The 18559-nt window shown below is 54.7% G+C and carries 19 protein-coding genes; 11 read left to right on the top strand and 8 right to left on the bottom strand.

The genetic code is table 11. The features are described 5' to 3' along the window. Positions 1 to 2 precede the first annotated feature (2 nt). Positions 3 to 1700: a chloride channel protein gene (locus tag ACO0U8_RS19930; RefSeq protein ID WP_056770140.1), complete on the bottom strand. Its 1698-nt coding sequence runs from the start codon at positions 1698 to 1700 to the stop codon at positions 3 to 5. A 222-nt stretch (positions 1701 to 1922) separates the two neighbouring features. On the opposite strand from ACO0U8_RS19930, the gene ACO0U8_RS19925 reads away from it, so the two are divergent. Then, positions 1923 to 2390 (top strand): GNAT family N-acetyltransferase, encoded by a 468-nt coding sequence (locus ACO0U8_RS19925; protein ID WP_390972244.1) that lies wholly within the window; start codon positions 1923 to 1925, stop codon positions 2388 to 2390. Between the two features lie 146 nt (positions 2391 to 2536). Continuing rightward, a complete protein-coding gene (locus tag ACO0U8_RS19920; protein ID WP_056770133.1) occupies positions 2537 to 3646 on the top strand; it encodes an AI-2E family transporter in 1110 nt (369 codons plus the stop codon). Positions 3647 to 3703: 57 nt separating this feature from the next. Here the strand turns inward: ACO0U8_RS19920 and ACO0U8_RS19915 are convergent, their stop codons facing one another. Further along, the gene (locus ACO0U8_RS19915; RefSeq protein WP_421671477.1) at positions 3704 to 5461 is read right to left on the bottom strand and encodes an EAL domain-containing protein; all 1758 of its coding nucleotides are present in this window, start codon (positions 5459 to 5461) and stop codon (positions 3704 to 3706) included. 463 nt (positions 5462 to 5924) lie between these two features. Between ACO0U8_RS19915 and iraP the strand changes: the two genes are divergently transcribed. Together iraP and ACO0U8_RS19905 are read left to right on the top strand one after the other, a co-directional pair. Further along, complete coding sequence (iraP, locus tag ACO0U8_RS19910; protein ID WP_056770126.1) at positions 5925 to 6272, top strand: anti-adapter protein IraP; 348 nt, start codon at positions 5925 to 5927, stop codon at positions 6270 to 6272. A 143-nt stretch (positions 6273 to 6415) separates the two neighbouring features. Further along, entirely contained in the window at positions 6416 to 6700 is a 285-nt protein-coding gene (locus ACO0U8_RS19905; protein WP_056770122.1) for a DUF883 family protein, read from the top strand. A 123-nt stretch (positions 6701 to 6823) separates the two neighbouring features. Here ACO0U8_RS19905 and ACO0U8_RS19900 read toward each other — a convergent pair whose 3' ends face one another. Continuing rightward, positions 6824 to 7582: a GntR family transcriptional regulator gene (locus tag ACO0U8_RS19900; RefSeq protein WP_390972249.1), complete on the bottom strand. Its 759-nt coding sequence runs from the start codon at positions 7580 to 7582 to the stop codon at positions 6824 to 6826. Between the two features lie 142 nt (positions 7583 to 7724). Beyond that, positions 7725 to 8834 (bottom strand): sugar phosphate isomerase/epimerase family protein, encoded by a 1110-nt coding sequence (locus ACO0U8_RS19895; RefSeq protein ID WP_421671476.1) that lies wholly within the window; start codon positions 8832 to 8834, stop codon positions 7725 to 7727. A gap of 565 nt (positions 8835 to 9399) precedes the next feature. On the opposite strand from ACO0U8_RS19895, the gene ACO0U8_RS19890 reads away from it, so the two are divergent. From ACO0U8_RS19890 to ACO0U8_RS19860, 7 genes are all read left to right on the top strand, one after another. Further along, complete coding sequence (locus ACO0U8_RS19890; protein ID WP_056770115.1) at positions 9400 to 10512, top strand: ABC transporter ATP-binding protein; 1113 nt, start codon at positions 9400 to 9402, stop codon at positions 10510 to 10512. A 25-nt stretch (positions 10513 to 10537) separates the two neighbouring features. Further along, positions 10538 to 11587, top strand: a complete 1050-nt coding sequence (locus tag ACO0U8_RS19885; RefSeq protein WP_122095133.1) for an ABC transporter substrate-binding protein — start codon at positions 10538 to 10540, stop codon at positions 11585 to 11587. Positions 11588 to 11596: 9 nt separating this feature from the next. After that, positions 11597 to 12424 carry an ABC transporter permease gene (locus ACO0U8_RS19880; protein WP_421671475.1) on the top strand — a complete coding sequence of 276 codons (828 nt, stop codon included), beginning with the start codon at positions 11597 to 11599 and terminating at the stop codon, positions 12422 to 12424. Further along, positions 12417 to 13238: an ABC transporter permease gene (locus tag ACO0U8_RS19875; protein WP_056770104.1), complete on the top strand. Its 822-nt coding sequence runs from the start codon at positions 12417 to 12419 to the stop codon at positions 13236 to 13238. Before ACO0U8_RS19880 ends, ACO0U8_RS19875 begins: the two co-directional genes overlap by 8 nt. Positions 13239 to 13276: 38 nt before the next feature. Continuing rightward, positions 13277 to 14701: a M24 family metallopeptidase gene (locus ACO0U8_RS19870; protein WP_421671474.1), complete on the top strand. Its 1425-nt coding sequence runs from the start codon at positions 13277 to 13279 to the stop codon at positions 14699 to 14701. Position 14702: 1 nt separating this feature from the next. Then, positions 14703 to 15359 (top strand): flavin reductase family protein, encoded by a 657-nt coding sequence (locus ACO0U8_RS19865; RefSeq protein WP_421671473.1) that lies wholly within the window; start codon positions 14703 to 14705, stop codon positions 15357 to 15359. A gap of 79 nt (positions 15360 to 15438) precedes the next feature. Further along, complete coding sequence (locus tag ACO0U8_RS19860; protein ID WP_136376529.1) at positions 15439 to 15636, top strand: hypothetical protein; 198 nt, start codon at positions 15439 to 15441, stop codon at positions 15634 to 15636. Between the two features lie 72 nt (positions 15637 to 15708). Here ACO0U8_RS19860 and ACO0U8_RS19855 read toward each other — a convergent pair whose 3' ends face one another. The 4 genes from ACO0U8_RS19855 to ACO0U8_RS19840 all read right to left on the bottom strand — a co-directional run bounded on the left by ACO0U8_RS19855 (position 15709) and on the right by ACO0U8_RS19840 (position 18529). Next, entirely contained in the window at positions 15709 to 16158 is a 450-nt protein-coding gene (locus ACO0U8_RS19855; protein WP_421671472.1) for a YcgN family cysteine cluster protein, read from the bottom strand. Positions 16159 to 16264: 106 nt separating this feature from the next. Further along, positions 16265 to 16921, bottom strand: coding sequence for a fumarylacetoacetate hydrolase family protein (locus ACO0U8_RS19850; RefSeq protein WP_136376531.1), 657 nt, complete (start codon positions 16919 to 16921; stop codon positions 16265 to 16267). A gap of 24 nt (positions 16922 to 16945) precedes the next feature. Then, positions 16946 to 18133 carry a lytic murein transglycosylase gene (locus ACO0U8_RS19845; protein WP_421671471.1) on the bottom strand — a complete coding sequence of 396 codons (1188 nt, stop codon included), beginning with the start codon at positions 18131 to 18133 and terminating at the stop codon, positions 16946 to 16948. 123 nt (positions 18134 to 18256) lie between these two features. After that, positions 18257 to 18529 carry a YcgL domain-containing protein gene (locus tag ACO0U8_RS19840; RefSeq protein ID WP_056770075.1) on the bottom strand — a complete coding sequence of 91 codons (273 nt, stop codon included), beginning with the start codon at positions 18527 to 18529 and terminating at the stop codon, positions 18257 to 18259. Positions 18530 to 18559: the final 30 nt, after the last annotated feature.

The raw sequence follows: 18559 nt of genomic DNA, 5'->3' as shown, positions 1-18559 counted from the left end.
AGTTACAGGAAGTGGCTGGCCTTATTTAACAGCGCAGCTTTGGTGATCACACCCAGCAGGCGGCGCGACTGGGCATTTTCCAGTACCGGCAAACGTTCGAGCGGCGACGTGCTGAACATCGCCCACGCCTGTTCGTAGCTGGCCTGCTGGAACAGCGTGGTGAACTCCTGTTCGATAAACCCGTCGATCGGGCTGTCAGATTGCAGGCTGCCATCAATAATGCCGCTCGCCAGCACGTTGGTCGGCACCACGCCGAGGAACCGCTCTTCTCTGTCCACCACGTAAACGTAGCGCGTGCGCTGCTTCAGCCCTTCGCTCACCACCTCGGAGAGTGAGGCGTCCACGTACATTTTCGAGCAGGGCGTCACCAGCGAAGCCACGGTGCTGTACTCAAACTCGTTCTTCGCGAGGAAGCGGGCGTTGTGGCGCGTCAGCACCGGGTAGGTCCCGCCCTCTTTCAGACGCGAGGCAACCACGTAGGAAATCGCCGTCGCCAGCATCAGCGGGAACAACAGCGAGCTGTTGAGGGTCATTTCAAACGCCATCATGATCGACATCAGCGGCGCATGGCTGGTGGCCGCCAGCAGCGCACTCATGCCGATCGCCGCATACAGGCCGACCGGGCCGGGATCAAAGCCCAGCCATTGCAGGAAAGTACACACCAGCGCGCCGCCCGCCGCGCCGATCAACAGTGACGGCGTAAACAGCCCGCCCACCGCGCCAGAGCCGATGGTGATCGCCGTGGCGACAATTTTCAGGATCAGCAAGACCAGCAACGACGTCTGTAAATCGCCGTTGTTGAGGATTAAATCGATCACTTCAAAGCCGTTGCCCAGCACCAGCGGGGAAATCATTGCCACCAGCCCGACACCCAGCCCGCCAAGGCCAAGGCGCAGCGCCGGATGCGAAATGGGTTTCATCCACAGGCGCACTTTGTCGATGGAGGAGATAAACAGCGGCCCGAGCACGCCCGTCGCCGCGCCGATGATCAGCACGGTAATGATCGCGCCAAATGACGGGCTGAAGGTCGCCGAGGAGTAAAGGTAGAGCGGCGCATAATCGGTCAGCGAACGCACGGTAAGCACCGCGACCGAGGCCGAGATAAACAGCGGGATCAGCCGCTGCACCGCCGTGACGCCAAAGGCAATTTCAGCCACAAACAGCGCCCCCGCAAACGGCGCGTGGTACACCGCTGCCAGCCCGCCTGCCGCCGCCATGGCGATGATATCGGACTGATGGACGCCTTTAAAACGCGAGAAGCGCCCGACCAGACTGCCGCTCAGCGCAGAGAGTTGCACCATCGCGCCTTCACGCCCGATCGACCCGCCGCTGGCGATACTGGCGAGCGACGACAGCCCGCGCAGCACGGTGCTGACCACCGGAATGCCCGGCAGACGCTGGTCGATCACATCGAGGTAATCCGGCATTTTGCCGTGCTTTTCTTCATGGCGCAGCGCCCACAGTAAAATGAAACCGGCAATAATACCGCCTGCGGTCGTGATCAGTGGCCAGACCAACCGGGGGTATTCGTTAAAGGCTTTGGTAATGTCGCTGCCGTCGGCAAACATCAGGCCGTTAATGCCGGATATCGCGCCGCGAAACGCAATGGTGACCAGTGCGGCAACAATCCCGGCGGGGATTGCGATCAGCAGGTTAATCCAGTCACCCTTTTGCAGGGAATCAAATGCTTTCAGGCCCATCAGGTTCTCATTATGGAAAGAGGCTGACGGGGAGAATACCATTTCAGCGTGAGTTTCTCATGCCCGCACTTTGCAGGGCGATTTCACGCTTTCGGTGCCGTCTCAGGGGCCGGAGGGAGATTTTCGGCGGGAAAATAAAGGGGTTTTTGAAAGTTGCCCGGTATTCCTATAAAACATCCTCAGTACCTTCACTTCTGATTCCTGTTTAATAAGGGCCACGCCATGATAACCGTTGAGAAAGCAGATTTTTTCTCGCCCGAATCGCAATATTTAATTGAAAAGTTGTCATCAGAACTTGCCGCGATCACCGGTAACAGTGGCAAAAGCCATTTCACGGCAGACTCACTCGAAGAGGAGCGCTCGCTGTGGGTACTGGCAAGAAACCAACAAGGTGAAGCGATTGGCTGTGGAGCGATAAGGCCGTTAACACAACATATCGCCGAACTGAAAAGGATGTTTGCTGACCGAAGCTCACCCGGCATTGGTCAGGCTTTACTCGATTTTCTGGAAACATCCGCAGCACAGCGAGGTTATACCGAACTCTGGCTTGAAACCCGCCACGTTAACGTCAGGGCTGTCCGTTTTTACCTCAAAAATGGCTACGGACAAATTGAAAATTACGGCCCCTATATTGGCCGGGAAGAGGCAGTCTGTTTCTCGAAAACATTGCGGCCCGCTCATTTGGCATAAATCGCAGGCAACGCCCCCTCCGGCAGAAAAATCCGCCTTCCGCGGGAGGCTGTTGCGCAGTTTATCCGCAGCCAGGAACTAATTTTTGCAAAAACGAAGATGCACTCTATGCTTCGTGAGCAACAGAATTATTCAAAGGAATTAAAATGGTGGTTAAAGGTATTTCCAAGGGGTTTTTTCTTACGATTCTGGTCATCGTAACGTTGGCTTTTTTTGATGTTTTACGGCCTTACTACTCTTCCGTTTTATGGGCGATTATTCTGGCAGTGATTTTCAATCCATTAAAAAACCGTCTCAAACTGTACGTCGGCGATCGCAACGGCGTGGTTTCGCTGATCACGGTGTTGATCATTTGTCTTATCGTCTTCACCCCGCTGGCAATTATTATTTCCTCGCTGGCGATTGAGTTCAACGCGGTGTACGTCAAGTTGCAGGGAAATGAAACACAGCTGCCGGTGATCCTGGCGGATGTGATTCATCATCTGCCACGCTGGGCGCGCCATTTCCTGTCCGATCACGATCTGGACAGCACCACTGAAATTCAGAAGAAACTGTCTGATGTGGCATTGCAGGGGAGCCAGTATCTGGCAGGCAGTGTTTTCGTTATCGGTAAGAGCACCTTCGGGTTTGCGCTCGGTTTCGTCATCATGCTGTACATCCTGTTCTTCCTGATCAAAGACGGCGCTTATCTGGTGAACCTGACGCTGGCTGCCCTGCCGCTGTCGAGCTACGTGAAACACCATCTGTTCATGAAGTTCGCCGCCGTGGCTCGCGCAACGGTAAAAGGTACGGTGGTGGTCGCTATCGTTCAGGGTGCGCTGGGGGGGATTGCGTTTTACATCGCCGGTCTGGAAGGAAGTCTGCTGTGGGGCGCGCTGATGGCGTTTCTGTCCATCATTCCGGCCGTGGGTTCAGCGATCATCTGGGTACCGGCAGCCATCTATTTCTTTGCTTCCGGCATGCTGTGGAAAGGCATCTTTATTGTGGTGTTCTTCGTGGTGATCATTGGTCTGGTGGATAATATTCTCCGTCCGCTGCTGGTCGGCAAAGACACCAAAATGCCTGACTATCTCATTCTGATCAGTACATTGGGCGGAATGGAAGTGTACGGCATTAACGGATTTGTTATCGGCCCGCTGATTGCGGCGCTGTTTATCGCCTGCTGGAATATTCTTTCCGGGCGCGATCATCGCGATAACATTGAAGAGATTGACGAGGATTTTATCGAAGAAGGTAAAAACCATCCGGGAGCCTGACGGTTCCCGGCACTAATCTGAACATGAGCGGCCTGCGTGCCGCTCATTTTTTTTTGCTTATCCCGCCGCCCGCTCTTCACACCAGCGTTCGAACAAATCAGGGTTGAGCGGCATCGAGTAGTAGTAACCCTGCACTTCGTCACACCCCAGCCCGCGTAAAATATCCACCGTCTCCTCGTTTTCCACCCCTTCCGCCAGCACTTCATAGTCCAGCTGTTTGAGTAAACGGATGACGTTTCTGACGATCACCAGACTGGCGTGATCGGTAGAAATTGTGCCGACAATGGAGCGGTCGAGTTTGATGGTATCCATGGGAATTTTGCGCAGCACGTTGATGTTGCTGTACCCCGAACCGAAATCGTCGAGTGAAATCTTAAATCCGCGCAGTTTGAGCATTTCGAGCCCGGAAAGCGCATCCGGACTTTCGAGCATTTTCTCGGTTTCCAGACATTCCACGCTGAGTAAAGCCGGCGGCAGCGTGTGGCTGAGCATCTTCTCTTCCAGCGCATCGGCAAAACCGGGGCGGGAGAAATCGCTGGCCGCCAGATTGATGGACACCGGCACCCGCAGGTTTTTGTCGACCCACAGGCTGAGCTGCCGGATAGCGTGCTCGATAACCCAGTCGGTCAGCTCACTCATCAGGCTGGTTTTTTGCACCAGCGGAATAAACTGCCCCGGCATGATCTCGCCGAGCAACGGGTGTTTCCAGCGGATAAGCGCTTCGGCGCCGGTGACCTCGCCGGTGGTGAGGGAGATTTTCGGCTGATAAACCAGGTATAACCCGCTGCGCTCGTGCAGCGCTTTTCTCAGCTCGGCCAGCAGCTGGAAATCATTGCGTTTTTTGTCATCGATGTCGGCGTCATACGTCATGAACCTTTTCTTCTGACTGATCGCCTCATGCAGAGCACTGACCGCCCTGCGCAGAATTTCCGCCGGATTGAGCTGCGGGGAGAATTCACCGGAATCACCGATATGAATGTCCAGATTAAGCGGGATCTGATTATTCAGGCTGGCCTGAGTGCCGGTGAGCTTTTCACTGATCGTTTGCAGGCAAGGGGTATCGCTGTCTTTAAGGAAGAAGGCGTAACGCCCGACGGCGACTGCGTATAACAACCCGTCAAGTTTCAGGCGGGCTTTCAGTTGCAGCGCCATATCCTGCAGCAGGCTTTCCACCGCGCCCATCCCCATGGAACGCGCAACTTCATAGGCAAAGGCAATATCCAGACAGTCGATAATGACCAGCGTACTGTCCGCACCGTTCAGGTAGGACATATCCCGCAGCAAACGCTGGCGGTTAGGCAGCAACGTCACAATATCGACGTAACCGACCGCATGCCAGGTTTCCAGAAACACGGACATCAGCTCGGCAATTTTCTCAAACGTTTCGATTTGCTCATGGGTAAACTCGCGCGCCTCGCTGTCCAGCACGCACAGCGTGCCGACGATCACCCCTTCACGCGTGCGCAGCGGGGATCCGCCGTAGAAGCGGATATAGGGGGCTTCGTGAACCAGGCGGTAATGCATAAAGGTTTCATCCTGCAGCGTATCGTTGCAGATGAGGGTTTGTTCGCTGCGAATGGTGTGTGCGCAAAACGCATCGCTCAGGCTGGTTTCAGTAAAAGGAACGTTCTGGGCTGATTTAACAAATTGTTTTTCATCATCTAAAACGGACACAAAACACATCGGCACATTGAGCAAGCGACAGGCAAGAAAGGTGTATTTTTGCAGCGTCTCGTCACGGCCTCTGTCATCTGCCTTAAGAGCATCGATCGCCGCATGCCTTTTTGCTTCATTGTTACTTAAATTGGTCAGCATGGTTACACTCTTAAAATCAGAAATTTTTCTAATAATATTCTTATACCCTTTGGCGAACACATTCGACCAGTACTGGATCCACCTGGATCCAGAGGGATAAAAGCCGTTAATTTTATTTAATTCAGCGGGGGAACTGTTAAGAAAAGCCAATCTTTCCGCTTTTGACACGCGGCAATGCAAGGTTAATGAATACAAGTAAAATAACAAGGAAAATGCCGAAATACTCACATTTCGCGCTTCTGCAGCGCTTGTCCTTATGCATGTCGTGGATTATCTGTTTTAGTATGTGCTAGCCTGCTGTGAGAAATCTGATGTGTCGGGAATAAGATTTTCCTGCCCCGCCAAACAGACTCTTCAAAAAATGATTAACTTATTGATTATCTGAATATTACAGACAGTCGTTGAACCAGGCGAAGAAATAACGAGCGGGTAACACTTCTCTCTCTGTAGGAGCCATAACAAAATGAAAAACATTATATTAAGCATGATCGCCAAAATCTCCCGGATGGAAGCAGACGCTAAACAACTGACTGCACAGGTAGAAGCGCAGTCACTTCTTTTAAGCGCACTGTTTTTAACGGTGGGTAAAAATGGCGGTCCGCAGGAAATTATTGAGAGCGTAAATAAAGCCATTAATTCCGTGCTCGACTCGGACGATGATGCAATTAAATCCGACGCTTCACTTTTATTCGAGCAATTTCAGGCAATTATTTCGACCACACGCTTAATTGATCAGGCCGACCCGGAACTGAATGCTGAAGCACTGAACACGCTGAACGGTACCAGCCCGGATGCTGTTACTGAATCATAACATTTGATTGCACACGCAGCCCCTGTTTTGCTCACACGTTTGGCATCCGGGCTGCGTTCAGAAAATTCTCGGAATGTGCCCCGGTGAGTGCAAGGACAGAGATTCCCTACTACGCTTTAAGTCTGCAAACAAAGGAGAATACGATGTCATCACAAGATTACGATAAAGACCTGAACAAAGACGCAAACCGTCTGGCTGATAAAGTTGAAAACAAAGCCAATGAATTTGCCGGTGAAGCGCAGAAGCAATTCGGCAACTTTGTTGACTCGCCAAAGCATCAGATTGAAGGCGCTGCCCGTAAGTTGTCCGGACAGGCAAGTGAAGCCCTCTCCGGCGTGGCTGACAAGGTGAAAGATAACCCGCTGTCTGGTCTTATCGCCGCAGGTGCCATTGGTGTTGTGCTGGGTTTACTGCTTGGCCGTAAGTAATAAGCCGTAAGTCGTAAAACTTACGCCTCAGGGCCGGGAAACCGGCCCTGATAAAAATCCGGAGACTTCAGGTTTCCGGATTTTTTTTGCGTGCAATCGGGAGAAGAGGCAAAGCAATCAGGCTCAGGAGAAATTTTCCAGCACTGACAGGAAGGAGTGTCTGTCGCCATGCCCCTCGGTGAGGCGCACGCGCCCTTCGATATCGGCCAGATGGTGATCCATCAGCTGCCGGGCTTTATCCAGATCTTTTTCTTTCAGCGCCGCCACAATCATGCGGTGATGATCCGCCCCGCAGTCGTCTTTTCTTTTTTCCTCATACAGCGACATCACCAGCGAAAGCCGCGCCACGATTTTAGCCAGCATTTCCGTCAGTACAGGATTTCCCGCCAGCTCTGCCAGCACAATGTGAAACTTGCCGGAGAGCACGGTTTTGGATTTTTCATCGCCGTGAGAATGGGTGTGCTCTTCTTCGTCTGCCAGTTTCTCCAGCGCGCTGAGCTGTTCAGGCGTCGCGCGCTCAATCACGAATTCCAGCAACAGCGCTTCAATTCTGCGGCGCGCCTCAAACAGATTTTTGGCTTCTTCAATGCCCGGTTCGGCCACGAACGTGCCCCGGTTCCTTTTGCGCTCCAGAAGATGATCGCTTTCCAGCACCCCCAGCGCGCCGCGCACCACGGTGCGGCTGACGCCGAAATGATCGGCAATCGCTTCTTCGAGTATTTTGGTGCCGGGGGTCAGCGCGCCCTCGCCGATCGCCGCCGCCAGCGTGGCGCGAATACGTTCGGACACATCGTCATTGCTGTCCGACTGGGTCACCGGTTTTTTGGCCGATGTTGCGGCTTTGCGAACCGGTACGCGCGGTTTGCGGGTTGTCTTTTCCACATCTGACCTCTTCTGGGATAAATTCGCAGTAACTGATGATGTTGTAATTATCTCGATAATAATATTGATTCGCCAATACACAATAGCCACGTGCAACCGGCTGCCGTGGCATTGCGTGGCGATCGGCCCGCCACAAACCGCTTTATGACGCCTGCAACGGGATCCCTTTTTCGGCACACAGGGCGCGGATGTGGTGTGCAGATTTTTTGATGAAATGCACTGCCTCGCTGAAACCGTAAGATTGCTGTTCATAGGCAGGGTAGCCATAGTTCAGGGTTTCATAGGTTTCCCAGTCTGCGATTTCACCGGCTTTCACCCTCCGCTCAAACGCGTCCACCATCGATAAATACGCCTCAAGCTCATGTGGCGACAAATCCGGATGACCGGCGCGCCACAGCGGATCGTCGAGCTGAATACACTGACGCGGATTGGCCTGACGGCGGTTGTCATCTGTCGACTGGGCGATTTCCAGCGAGAGATTCAGCGTCGGGTTGACCTTTGCCAGAACCGGCAGTATCGCGGCAAAATCGACGATGCCTTCGCCGCACGGGCGCGGCTGGAAGTCAAAACCGCCCGGCGCTCTTCCCACGTAAGCGTCTTTGATGTGCGTCTGACGGACATAAGGCGCCAGTCGCTGCGTGGCCAGCAGCGGATGTTCACCGCGTTGCAGCATATTTGCCGTATCGAGCACCACGCCCACGCAGTCCTCACCCACCGCTTCTATCAGACGCAAGATCTCGAAAGAGGTGATTTCGTCATGCGTTTCGATATTCATATGAACACCACAGGCACGCGCCGCCGGCGCGAGTTTTCGCAGCACGTTTTCGATGCCCAGCAATTGTTCGCTCCAGGTGACATCTGTCCGAAAGCGGTCCACGGCCAGCCGCCCGCGATAGGCAGGTTTAAAATTGCCCGGCGACACCCACAATTCCCGGCAGCCGTTTTCGGCGCTGACTTCCATCATCCTGATCAACCCGGCGATAATGTCCCCGCCTCCTGCCGCACGCAGCTCGGGGGATTCAGCACTGCAATAGGGGTTAATTTTCCCCAGCCCGCTTTCCAGATACAGCCCCAGATCATCGGCTTTTGCGCGGATATCACGCAGCAACCCCCTGTCAAGATCAGGGCTCATATCTAAAACGCTACTGAAGAAGATGCCCTCCAGCCCCAGCGCTTTTACGTGATCCAGACTCGCCAGCGGTCCGCGTTTTTTCACTTCGGGTAATTTCAGCCCGTCAATGCCCAGTCTCATTCATAACTCCTAAACAGTGTGGAACGACCTGTCATGCGCTGCAAGGGTCATGCCAGCACGGATAAAAAGGCCGGGACCATAAGTTCATCTCACTGATTTAATGATATTTAATGGTGAAATTAATATTATTATAAACTTTCGCATACTTGTACGAATCACAAACACTCTACTAAAAATCAACTTATGCAGCGGGTTCCGGTGATGCTGCAAAATCCTAATAAATTATTAACCCACTGAAAAAGAACGTTTTTCATTCTTTTCCCCTTTTTGGCCGGGAACAACGCTGTTATCTGGGCGCTCCCGTTTTGTTTGTTTATTGCACCATCACGACCCGTTTATCGCACCAAAATGGCGAAAACAGACTGAAAACTAATATTCGAATATTTCGTATTATGTTTGTGATTATTAATGTTCGGATATTAAAAAATTAATTATCACTTTATATTCAATGCATTAAAAAACTTTCCTGCTTAAAAATTCATACTGGCATGCCGTTTGCTCTTTCCTTTTCCATGCACCACAACCCAAAACCGTCCATGACTGCGACGTAGGATCAGGAAGCAATATGTCAGATATGCAAAACAGCGCTGAAACCAAACGCCTGAAAGTTCAGGGTCTTACTCACAGCTACGGCGGGAAAAACGCGATCGACAATGTCTCCTTCAATATTGAAGCCGGAGAGATTGTGGCGCTGCTCGGGCCGAGCGGCTGCGGTAAATCGACGGTACTGCGGGCCATCGCCGGTTTAATCCAGCCGAAAGCGGGTCGCATTGAACTCGGCGGGCAGGATCTCAGCGTCGTCTCAGCCAGAGCGCGCGGCATCGGGATGGTGTTTCAGAATTATGCGTTATTCCCGCACCTCACCGTCGCCGAAAACATCGCTTACCCGCTGGCCTGCCAGCAAGTTTCGCGGGCGGAACGCAAACAACGCGTAGAGGAAATGCTGGCGCTGGTGAGACTCAGTGATTTTGGTAACCGCCTGCCCCGCGAACTTTCCGGCGGGCAGCAGCAGCGTGTCGCGGTGGCGCGCGCCATCGCCGGCCGTCCTTCACTGCTGCTGCTGGATGAGCCTTTTGGTGCGCTGGATCGCGCGCTGCGTTTTGATCTGCAGGTGGAATTGCTGCATCTGCAAAAAACGCTGGGCATCACCACGCTTATCGTTACCCACGATCAGGAAGAAGCGCAGAGTCTGGCTAACCGTCTGGTGCTGATGAACAAAGGTGAGGTGGAACAAATCGATACGCCGATGGCGGTGTATGACACGCCTAAGACACTGTTCGTCAACACCTTTATCGGGCAAACCAATATGCTGCACGGCACGGTATCGAGCCTCGGCGAGAACACCACGCTGATTAGCCTTGCCAATGAAAAGACGCTGCGCCTGCCGCGCCGCCTGAATTTCACTCAGGGTTCGAAGGTGACCCTCACTTTCCGCCCGGAAGAAGTTCGCCTCACGACCCAACCCAGCGACAGTGCCCAGCCGGTGCGGATGACCGTATCCGTACCGCTGGGGCCGTCGCTGGTGCATGACCTGGCCTTTGAGGATGGCACCCGTCTGCGGGCGTCGGAACTCAGAGGCCCGTCCACCCGGATCCCGCCACCCGGCGCACAGCTTTTTGCCGAGATCGACACCGCACGGTGCCACGCTTTTCCGGCTGAGCCGGAATTCACACGTTAATCACTGACTATCAGAGGTAGAGACAATGAAGGACTTTGAAATAAGTCGTCGCCGGTTCGGTTATCTTGTGGCGGGAGTAGCGGCATCGACAATGATGCCCTTTTCTCTGCGCGCCGCGGCTGCCAGCAAAAGCAGCGCCGTGGCAGCAACCTTTCCCGGTAACTGGGAAGACGCCTACCGCACCGTAATTACGCCGGTGCTGCAAAAAGAGGGCTACGGACTGACCATCGCGCCGGTCATGGCACAGGACCAGCTGGCAAAAACGCTGGCAAGCCCGGGCCGCCCGCCTTATGACACGTTGCTGATGTCGCCGGGGCAAACAACGATTGCCGTTGAAAAAGACCTGATCCAGAAGATCGACCCTGCCCGCCTGAAAAACTGGGCCTTGCTCGACCCGTCATTTCAGGGGGAGTACGGCCCGACGGTGACCATTGAAGTCAACGGCATTGCCTACAATCCCGATCTGGTGCCGCGCCCCAAAGGTTACCGGGATCTGTTTGAAAATCCGGCTTACAAAGGGCTGGTGTCGTGGACCGGTTTTGAGTCGAACACTGCCGTCATGGCGTACACCGAGATCGCGAAAATCTTTGGTTCCGGCGCGCAGGATATGCAGGCAGTGTTCGATCTGTTCAAAAAGCACCCTGAGCAACTTAAGGCGATCGTCGACAGCACCAACCACCAGATGACGTTATTCCAGCAGGGGGAGATCGCGGTCTTCATGTGCAGCACCAACAACGTTGCCCGCCTGAAAAGTCTGGGAATGAACGCCGAGTTTGTGCATCCGGAAACCGGCTCTCCGGCGGCACCGGTCAATATTCACCTGACCAAAGGCGCCGCGAATCTGGATGCGGCCTACGCCTACATGGACGCGGCCATTTCACAGAGCGTTCAGCAGCAGCTGATGCAACCGCCCACCGACATGTTCCCGACCAACCGGACGGTGGCGCTGACCCCGGCGATTGCCGCGTACCTGACGCGTGATCAGATCAAAACGCTGGTCTACCCGGACTGGGCTGCCATCAATAAAAACCGTGACAGCTGGATCCGCCAGTTCGATACGCTTGTGGCGGGCTAAGGTGAAAACATGAAGCAGAGCGGCTTTCCCTATGTGATACCGATGCTGGTACTTTCGGTGGTGTTTTTCGCCACGCCGCTGGCGGTACTGGTCGGATACAGTTTCGCCGGTGCCGGTGGCATGACCCTCAGCCACTACGGCCAGTTTTTCGGGGACGCCTTTAATTTTCGCGTCCTGATTAACACGGCCCGTCTTGGCATCGAAACGGTGATCGGCACCACCTTGCTCGGCGTTCCCGTGGCTCTGCTTTACTGGCACAGCGGCAAGAATGTGCGCCAGGCGATCGTCTTTCTGACGCTCATTCCCATGCTGACCAGCAACGTTGTCCGCACCTTTGCCTGGATAGTCATCCTCGGGCGTCAGGGGCCGATCAGCCAGACGCTGTTCTCACTGGGCATTACGGACGTGCCCACCAGCCTGATGTTCACCGAGCTGGGGCTGGTGATGGCGATGTGCCAGATTGATTTACCGCTGATCATCCTGCCGCTGATTGCCGTGCTTTCGCGCACGCCTTATCAGCTGACGGAAGCCGCTCAGGTTTCCGGCGCCGGTTCCTGGCGCATTCTGTTTACCCTGCTGATGCCACTGATGCTGCCGGGGCTGCTGGCCGGCTGGATCCTGGTGTTCGCCAGCACCAGCAGTTCGTTCGTGACTCAGGCGGTGATCGGCGGCGCGCGTAACGTGTACGTGCCGCAGCTGATTTACCGCGAAGTGGGGACGCTGTTCAACTGGCCGCTGGCCTCCGCCATTGCCGTGGTGCTGCTGCTGACCACCGGCTGTCTGCTGGTCGCACTGACCATGATTTCACGCCACAGGAGACTGGTCGGCCATGCATAAACATCGCGAGAACCCGCTTCCGTCTTTGCTGTATAAGATTTTTGTTTTCGGCTTTGGCACGCTGTGCGTCATCTATCTGGTGGCGCCGATCGTAATCGCCCTGATGATGTCGTTCACCTCGGGGCAGACGCTGAAGTATCCGCCGCAAGGCTTTTCCCTGCGCTGGTATGAAGCGCTGCTCGACCCGGTGAAATCGGCAACGGAGCACATTGCAGCCTGGAACTCGCTGAAAATTGCCGGTCTGGCGGTGGCTGGCGCACTGCTGTTTGCGGTGCCAGCCACCATCGGTATGACCCGCATGAAACGCCGCAGCGTCAATACGCTCGAGCCTTTGCTGCTGGCACCGCTGGTTCTGCCAAGCCTGGTTTACGGGCTGGCAGCGCTGATCGTCGCCAATTTTATCGGCTTCCCGCCTTCTCTCTGGCTGACCGTGACCGGGCACGTGGTGGTGTTCGGGCCGCTGATGTACCGCGCGGTGTCGGTGGTTGCGCAGGGCATGAATCCGTCGCTTGCTGAAGCCTCGACAACCCTGGGCGCCAGCTGGTTTATGACGCTGCGACGCGTCACGCTGCCGCTGCTGACGCCGGGCATCCTGGCCGGTGCCTTTTTGGTGTTTATCCAGTCGCTGGATAACGTCACAGTGTCACTTTTCCTGGCTGACGCGCGCACCACCGTTCTGCCATTGCGCATGTTTGCGCTTATCGAAGAATCACTCGACGTCCGCGTGGCGGCAATGTCAGGAATATTGATCGCCGTGACATTGCTCGGCCTGCTCGTTGCCCGGCGGGTGCTGACCCCTGCGCGACAGCCTTAACACGCCATTTCCATGATCTTATTTGAAAGGAACACCCTATGAATACTCGTGCGACACCTGCCGCTGGCTATCGCATCGGGTCGTTGCTGGCCGGTTTCGAGCCAGATTTCGACTTCTCCGCCCCGTTGCCTCTTCCGCTGGAGGAGTTTGAGGAGCGCCTGCGCAAAATCAGACGTCAGGCCGTAGAGGCCGGGCACGACGCGATCGTCGTTCATGCCGGCAGCGTGGGCTGGTTCCATGCCTCCAATGCCTACCTGCGTTACATTTGCGACTGGATGCGCGAAGGGGTCCTGATTATCCCGACGGATTCAGATAAACCGCTGACCCTGCTGTCATTTTTCACCCAGTCGGTACTGCTGCCGCCGGGCGGTGAGCCTCTGCTGGTGGAAGATATCTGGCAGATTGGTCCGGTGGGCCGCGAGTATGCCGATCGCCCTGGCGATGCGGTGTTAAACACGGCAGAAAAGTGCGCAGACATCCTTTCACGGCAGGGCATGAAAAATGCACAAATTGGCAGGATTGGCGACCGGACCTCCCTCACCTTTTGGGCCGCACTCAGCGCGCGGTTACCCGGCTGTCAGTTCGTTGCCGACAACGGCATTCTCGACCGGCTGCAAAAAGTCAGGTCACCGCGTGAAATTGAGATGTTCCGCGCCGCGGCGCAGTTGATCAGCATCGGCACTCAGGCGGCTTATCACGTCGCCAGACCCGGCGTGACCGATCACGAAATCTTCGCCGCGTTTACCGCCGCACAAATGGCTTTTGGCGGCGAAACCGGCGACGGGTATCAGATTGGTATTAATGAATTTGGTACGCACTGCGGAAAACCTTACGGCCACGTCGTCCGTCCCGGTGATCTGATTAATCTGTACATTTCGAACGTCACCTGGCGGGGATATACCGCCCAGACGGCGCGTATGATCGCCGTCGGCGAGATCACCTCGCGCCAGGAAGAAGTGCTGGCCGCCTGCACACAAGGCGTTAAGCGTGCCGAGCAGCTGATAAAACCCGGCGCACTGATGCGGGATATTAATAATGCCGCGTTTGGCCCGATGATAGAGCGCGGCATGCTGACGTCACCGGAAGCGCGCACCATGCCTTACAACTGGTCGCCGGAGTCAGACGGCTCCGCAAGACTTATTCCGCGTCAGTATGTGCGCGATATCGACTGGGAAGCGCAGGGTCGGACGCTGATGCACGTTTATCCGGCGACGCACGGTCCGCACAATCCTAATCTCGGCCATTCCGTTGGCATGGCGGGCGCGCAAAACAGTTTTAATATTTCATCTCATAACTACGATCGCCTGGAAGAAGGCATGGTGTTTGTGCTGCACGCCCAATGGCTGGAACCGCTGTCCGCCGGATGCAATATCGGCGATTGCTACGTCGTCACCCCGGACGGGTTTGAGAACCTTAGCCGTCATACCCCGCTTGAGACACATCGCATAAAAACCGGAGCCTGAGATGAACAGCAAGACATCCCATACCTATTTTGATTTTGCGACGCTGACTGAGAGGGAACGCTACAAAATTTTGATCGGCACCGTGATCCCCCGCCCTGTCGCGCTGGTGACGACCCTGAGTACAGACGGCATTCCGAATGCGGGACCCTTCAGTTTTTTCAATGTGCTCACTCACGATCCGGCAATTGTGGCGATTGGCGTGGAGAATTATGCCGACATGCGCTTTAAAGACACGGCGCGCAATATTCGTGAAACCGGTGAGTTTACCGTGCACATAGTCGACGATGCGCTGGTCAGCCAGATGGAAATCTGTGCCATCAAATTTGGTCCGCAGGTCAATGAACTTGATGAGGCGGGGCTTGAGACGACGCCCGGTGAACGGGTGCGCAGCCCGCGTATTCTCGCCGCACCGGCCGCGCTGGAGTGTCGGCGGCATACCATTTTGCAGGTGGGCGCCGCCCGTGAAATTATTCTGGGCGAAGTGGTGGGGGTTTATGTGCGCAGCGATGCCGTGAACCCGGAGAATTTACACATCGACCAGAAACTGATGGATGCGGTCGGTCGCATGGGCGGCAACACCTATTGCAGAACGCGGGAGCAGTTCGATGTAAAAACCCTCACCCCGGAACAATGGGAGGCGCGCAGGCTGGCACAATAATCGGGGAAATATGCCAAATCCTAATGAATTGACTCACATAGGCTATCATTAAGGTTTAGCTGAGAATGAGGAAACAACCATGACTCCAGTTGCCAGTTACACCGGTGCCGCAGTGTTTGTCCTGATTGGGATAGTGATGATCGTCATATTGTTCCGAAATCACAGAAGCAAGAATAACAGCAAGTTCCTGACGCCCGGCAATTGCCTGTTATCGGCTCTGGCGGTGGTGTCGTTCGTGATTGCCATCATCTTTGTGGGATCGTCGTCAGCCATGTGACGGCACAGCGATGCGGCGGCCTGCCGCATCGCTTTCCATCTGCAGTTCACTTCAGATGGTTACTTCAGACAGTTACTTCGCCCAGCTTGGCTTGTTCAGGATGTGATCCTGCCAGTCTTCCACGTCATCTTCGCGTACAGCGATATAACGCACGGAGATCTGCGCGGTGTGCATCGCGGATTTAGAGGCTTTGTTCAGCAGCGGGTGCCACGGAAACAGCGGTTTACCTTCGCCAATCAGACGGTAGGCGCAGGTCGGCGGCAGCCAGTCGAAGGTGGTCAGGTTTTCGCGGGTCAGTTTGATGCAGTCTTCTTCAAGCGTAAAACGACGCTCGTAGTTGCGGCACTGACAGGATTTGATGTTCAGCTGATTACAGGCGACGTTGGTGAAATAGATCTCCTCCGTGTCTTCATCTATCAGCTTGTGTAAACAGCATTGCCCGCAACCGTCGCACAATGCTTCCCATTCTTCGTTAGTCATTTCAGGCAGCGTCTTTTGCTGCCAAAAAGCGGGTTCAGTCATAGTGTGCATCCGGTAGAAGTAAAATGAGGGTGCTTATATAGACGCTTTGCGCCGCAGATGCAAGCAAAGCCGCCGGAAACGCACTCCGGCGCAGAGGAAAATTATCTCAGATCACGCGGGTGGTGACGTCCTTACCGTTCAGTGTAGCGCAGATTTCATCCCCCGCTTTTAACGGCCCAACGCCATGCGGCGTACCGGTCAAAATAATGTCACCGGCGCGCAGGGTGAAGAAACGGCTCATGTACGCGATCAGCGGCAGGACAGGCGTCAGCATATCGCGCGTGTTCCCCTCCTGACGCAGTTCGCCGTTAATCAGCAGGCGCAGCTCCGCCTGTTGCGCATCACCAAACTCACTCACCGGAATAAAACCGCTCATCGGGCAGGAACCATCGAAACCTTTGGCCTTTTCCCACGGCTGACCGGCGGCTTTGAACTGGCTCTGCAAATCGCGCAGCGTCAGATCAAGCGCCAGGCCGTATCCGGCAATGGCATTGGCGACCCTGTCTGGCGTCGCCTGTTTCAATGGCGTGCCGATAAGCACCGCCAGTTCGATTTCGTGATGTACCGAACCCAGACCCGTGGGCAGCGCGATGGGCTGGCGGATATCGCACAGCGCCGTTTCCGGTTTGATAAACACCACCGGCTCCGCAGACACCTGACTGCCCATCTCTTTAATATGATCGGCGTAGTTATTGCCGACACACACCACCTTGTTTACCGGAAAATCCAGTAATGCGCCCTGCCAGTCTCTGTGTTGGTACATAACGTGACTCCTTGTTAAAAAGCCTTAGCCGCTGAACGGATTATGCGGCGCAGGTGCCAGTGGTGCGGACGGCGCTGAAGGCGCTGAAGGCGCCGGTGCCAGCTCGCCGGAGGCTACCGGTGCCTGTGTCTGCGCGCCCATAATGCCGTCAGCCATCATGCCGATGCTCAGTGCAAAATAGGTTGAGCGGTTCCAGTGCATGATAGTGCGGAAATTATCGTAAACCAGGAACGCGCGGCCCTGCACATCATCCGGCGTAATCACCCATGCACGTGTGGCGGTGGAAGCCAGCGGGCTGCCGTCTGCCTGCGTAATGCCCTGCTGCTGCCAGTAGCTGGCCGGATGCATCTGGTTGTTTTTCAGACCCGCCAGGCTGGCATCAAAGTTAGCCGGAAGTTTGACTTCCTGACCCCATCCCTGATTATTCTTCCAGCCTTCTTTTGATAAGTAGTTCGCGGTAGAAGCAAAGACATCGTCGGTATTTTTCCAGATATCGATTTTGCCGTCGCCATTGCCGTCAGCGCCGTAGTTCAGATAAGAACTTGGCATGAACTGCGACTGCCCCATCGCGCCTGCCCAGGAGCCTTTCATCATGTCGCTGGTGGCGTGACCGGAGTCGACGATTTTAAGCGCTGACATAAACTCTTTGGTGAAGAAGGCTTCGCGGCGCCCCTCAAAGGCCAGCGTTGCCAGCGCAGAGAACACGTCCTCTTTACCCTGGATCTTCCCGAAGCTGCTTTCCATTCCCCACAGCGCCACAATGTACTGAGGCTGCACGCCGTAGCGCGCGCTTGCCTGTTTTAGTGCTGGCAGGTTGTTCTGATACTGCTCCTGTGCGGCTTTGATTTTCCACTCAGGCAGAACGCGGGTCAGGTAATCGTCGAGGGTAATTTTCTTTTCCAGCTGATTACGGTCGGAATTGATGACGCGATCCACGAAATGGATATTGGCGAAGGTGCTGTCGAGGGTCTGCTGGCTGATACCTTGCGCCAGCGCCTGGGCTTTCAGTTGTTCGACGTAAGCCGGAAATTCTGCCGGATCCCTTCCCTGTTCTGCCAGTGAGGTTTTGGCAGGGGCGGCTGGCGGCGTTGATGCGGGTGCCTGAGCGGCAGCCGCTGGCTGTGTGGCGGGTTGCCCGGAGGTGGCTTTCTGCGCTGCGCAACCGCTAAGGATAATCAGGGGCGTTAATACTGCCAGTGCCGACAATTTCATCAAACTCTTCCTTTTGACATTCTAAAAATGATTCATCGCTGTAAGCTTTAGATACTACAACGATGAATGCAAGTTATGAGGTCCGAAAGTTCGGGAAATGCCGAAACTAATGTCAGGAAAGGATTATTTATTGCTGTCGCTGAGGTGCATGTTCAATAAACTTTCAACCGGCGGTGGCACTTGCAAATAATAACCTTGTTCTTCGAGTGCCTGACGGACTTTGGCAATATCCGCCGTGGCCAATTTTTCGCGGTTCGCCAGATTGAGCATCATTGAGAACTGTGGCACGCCAAAACCTTTAAGTAATTCTTCAGGCACGCGAGAGAAATCGTCTTTTTTTTCGACATACAGATAAGTCTGGTCGCGTTTAGTACTTCTATAGATCACACAAAACATTTTTTTAACTCTATTTAATTGAAACGGCGG

The organism is Rahnella sp. EDr1-12 (genome assembly GCF_049206505.1).
Classification (GTDB): Bacteria; Pseudomonadota; Gammaproteobacteria; order Enterobacterales; family Enterobacteriaceae; genus Rahnella; species Rahnella rivi.
Note: the sequence above shows the minus strand (reverse complement) of the source record. Positions and strands in the feature narration are given on the sequence as shown.

What these genes read in the sequence shown, in the direction of transcription:
- ACO0U8_RS19930 (WP_056770140.1), bottom strand. Translation starts at nt 1,700, where the DNA reads ATGGGCCTGAAAGCATTTGATTCCCTGCAAAAGGGTGACTGGATTAAC.
- ACO0U8_RS19925 (WP_390972244.1), top strand. Translation starts at nt 1,923, where the DNA reads ATGATAACCGTTGAGAAAGCAGATTTTTTCTCGCCCGAATCGCAATAT.
- ACO0U8_RS19920 (WP_056770133.1), top strand. Translation starts at nt 2,537, where the DNA reads ATGGTGGTTAAAGGTATTTCCAAGGGGTTTTTTCTTACGATTCTGGTC.
- ACO0U8_RS19915 (WP_421671477.1), bottom strand. Translation starts at nt 5,461, where the DNA reads ATGCTGACCAATTTAAGTAACAATGAAGCAAAAAGGCATGCGGCGATC.
- iraP (WP_056770126.1), top strand. Translation starts at nt 5,925, where the DNA reads ATGAAAAACATTATATTAAGCATGATCGCCAAAATCTCCCGGATGGAA.
- ACO0U8_RS19905 (WP_056770122.1), top strand. Translation starts at nt 6,416, where the DNA reads ATGTCATCACAAGATTACGATAAAGACCTGAACAAAGACGCAAACCGT.
- ACO0U8_RS19895 (WP_421671476.1), bottom strand. Translation starts at nt 8,834, where the DNA reads ATGAGACTGGGCATTGACGGGCTGAAATTACCCGAAGTGAAAAAACGC.
- ACO0U8_RS19890 (WP_056770115.1), top strand. Translation starts at nt 9,400, where the DNA reads ATGTCAGATATGCAAAACAGCGCTGAAACCAAACGCCTGAAAGTTCAG.
- ACO0U8_RS19885 (WP_122095133.1), top strand. Translation starts at nt 10,538, where the DNA reads ATGAAGGACTTTGAAATAAGTCGTCGCCGGTTCGGTTATCTTGTGGCG.
- ACO0U8_RS19880 (WP_421671475.1), top strand. Translation starts at nt 11,597, where the DNA reads ATGAAGCAGAGCGGCTTTCCCTATGTGATACCGATGCTGGTACTTTCG.
- ACO0U8_RS19875 (WP_056770104.1), top strand. Translation starts at nt 12,417, where the DNA reads ATGCATAAACATCGCGAGAACCCGCTTCCGTCTTTGCTGTATAAGATT.
- ACO0U8_RS19870 (WP_421671474.1), top strand. Translation starts at nt 13,277, where the DNA reads ATGAATACTCGTGCGACACCTGCCGCTGGCTATCGCATCGGGTCGTTG.
- ACO0U8_RS19865 (WP_421671473.1), top strand. Translation starts at nt 14,703, where the DNA reads ATGAACAGCAAGACATCCCATACCTATTTTGATTTTGCGACGCTGACT.
- ACO0U8_RS19860 (WP_136376529.1), top strand. Translation starts at nt 15,439, where the DNA reads ATGACTCCAGTTGCCAGTTACACCGGTGCCGCAGTGTTTGTCCTGATT.
- ACO0U8_RS19855 (WP_421671472.1), bottom strand. Translation starts at nt 16,158, where the DNA reads ATGACTGAACCCGCTTTTTGGCAGCAAAAGACGCTGCCTGAAATGACT.
- ACO0U8_RS19850 (WP_136376531.1), bottom strand. Translation starts at nt 16,921, where the DNA reads ATGTACCAACACAGAGACTGGCAGGGCGCATTACTGGATTTTCCGGTA.
- ACO0U8_RS19845 (WP_421671471.1), bottom strand. Translation starts at nt 18,133, where the DNA reads ATGAAATTGTCGGCACTGGCAGTATTAACGCCCCTGATTATCCTTAGC.
- ACO0U8_RS19840 (WP_056770075.1), bottom strand. Translation starts at nt 18,529, where the DNA reads ATGTTTTGTGTGATCTATAGAAGTACTAAACGCGACCAGACTTATCTG.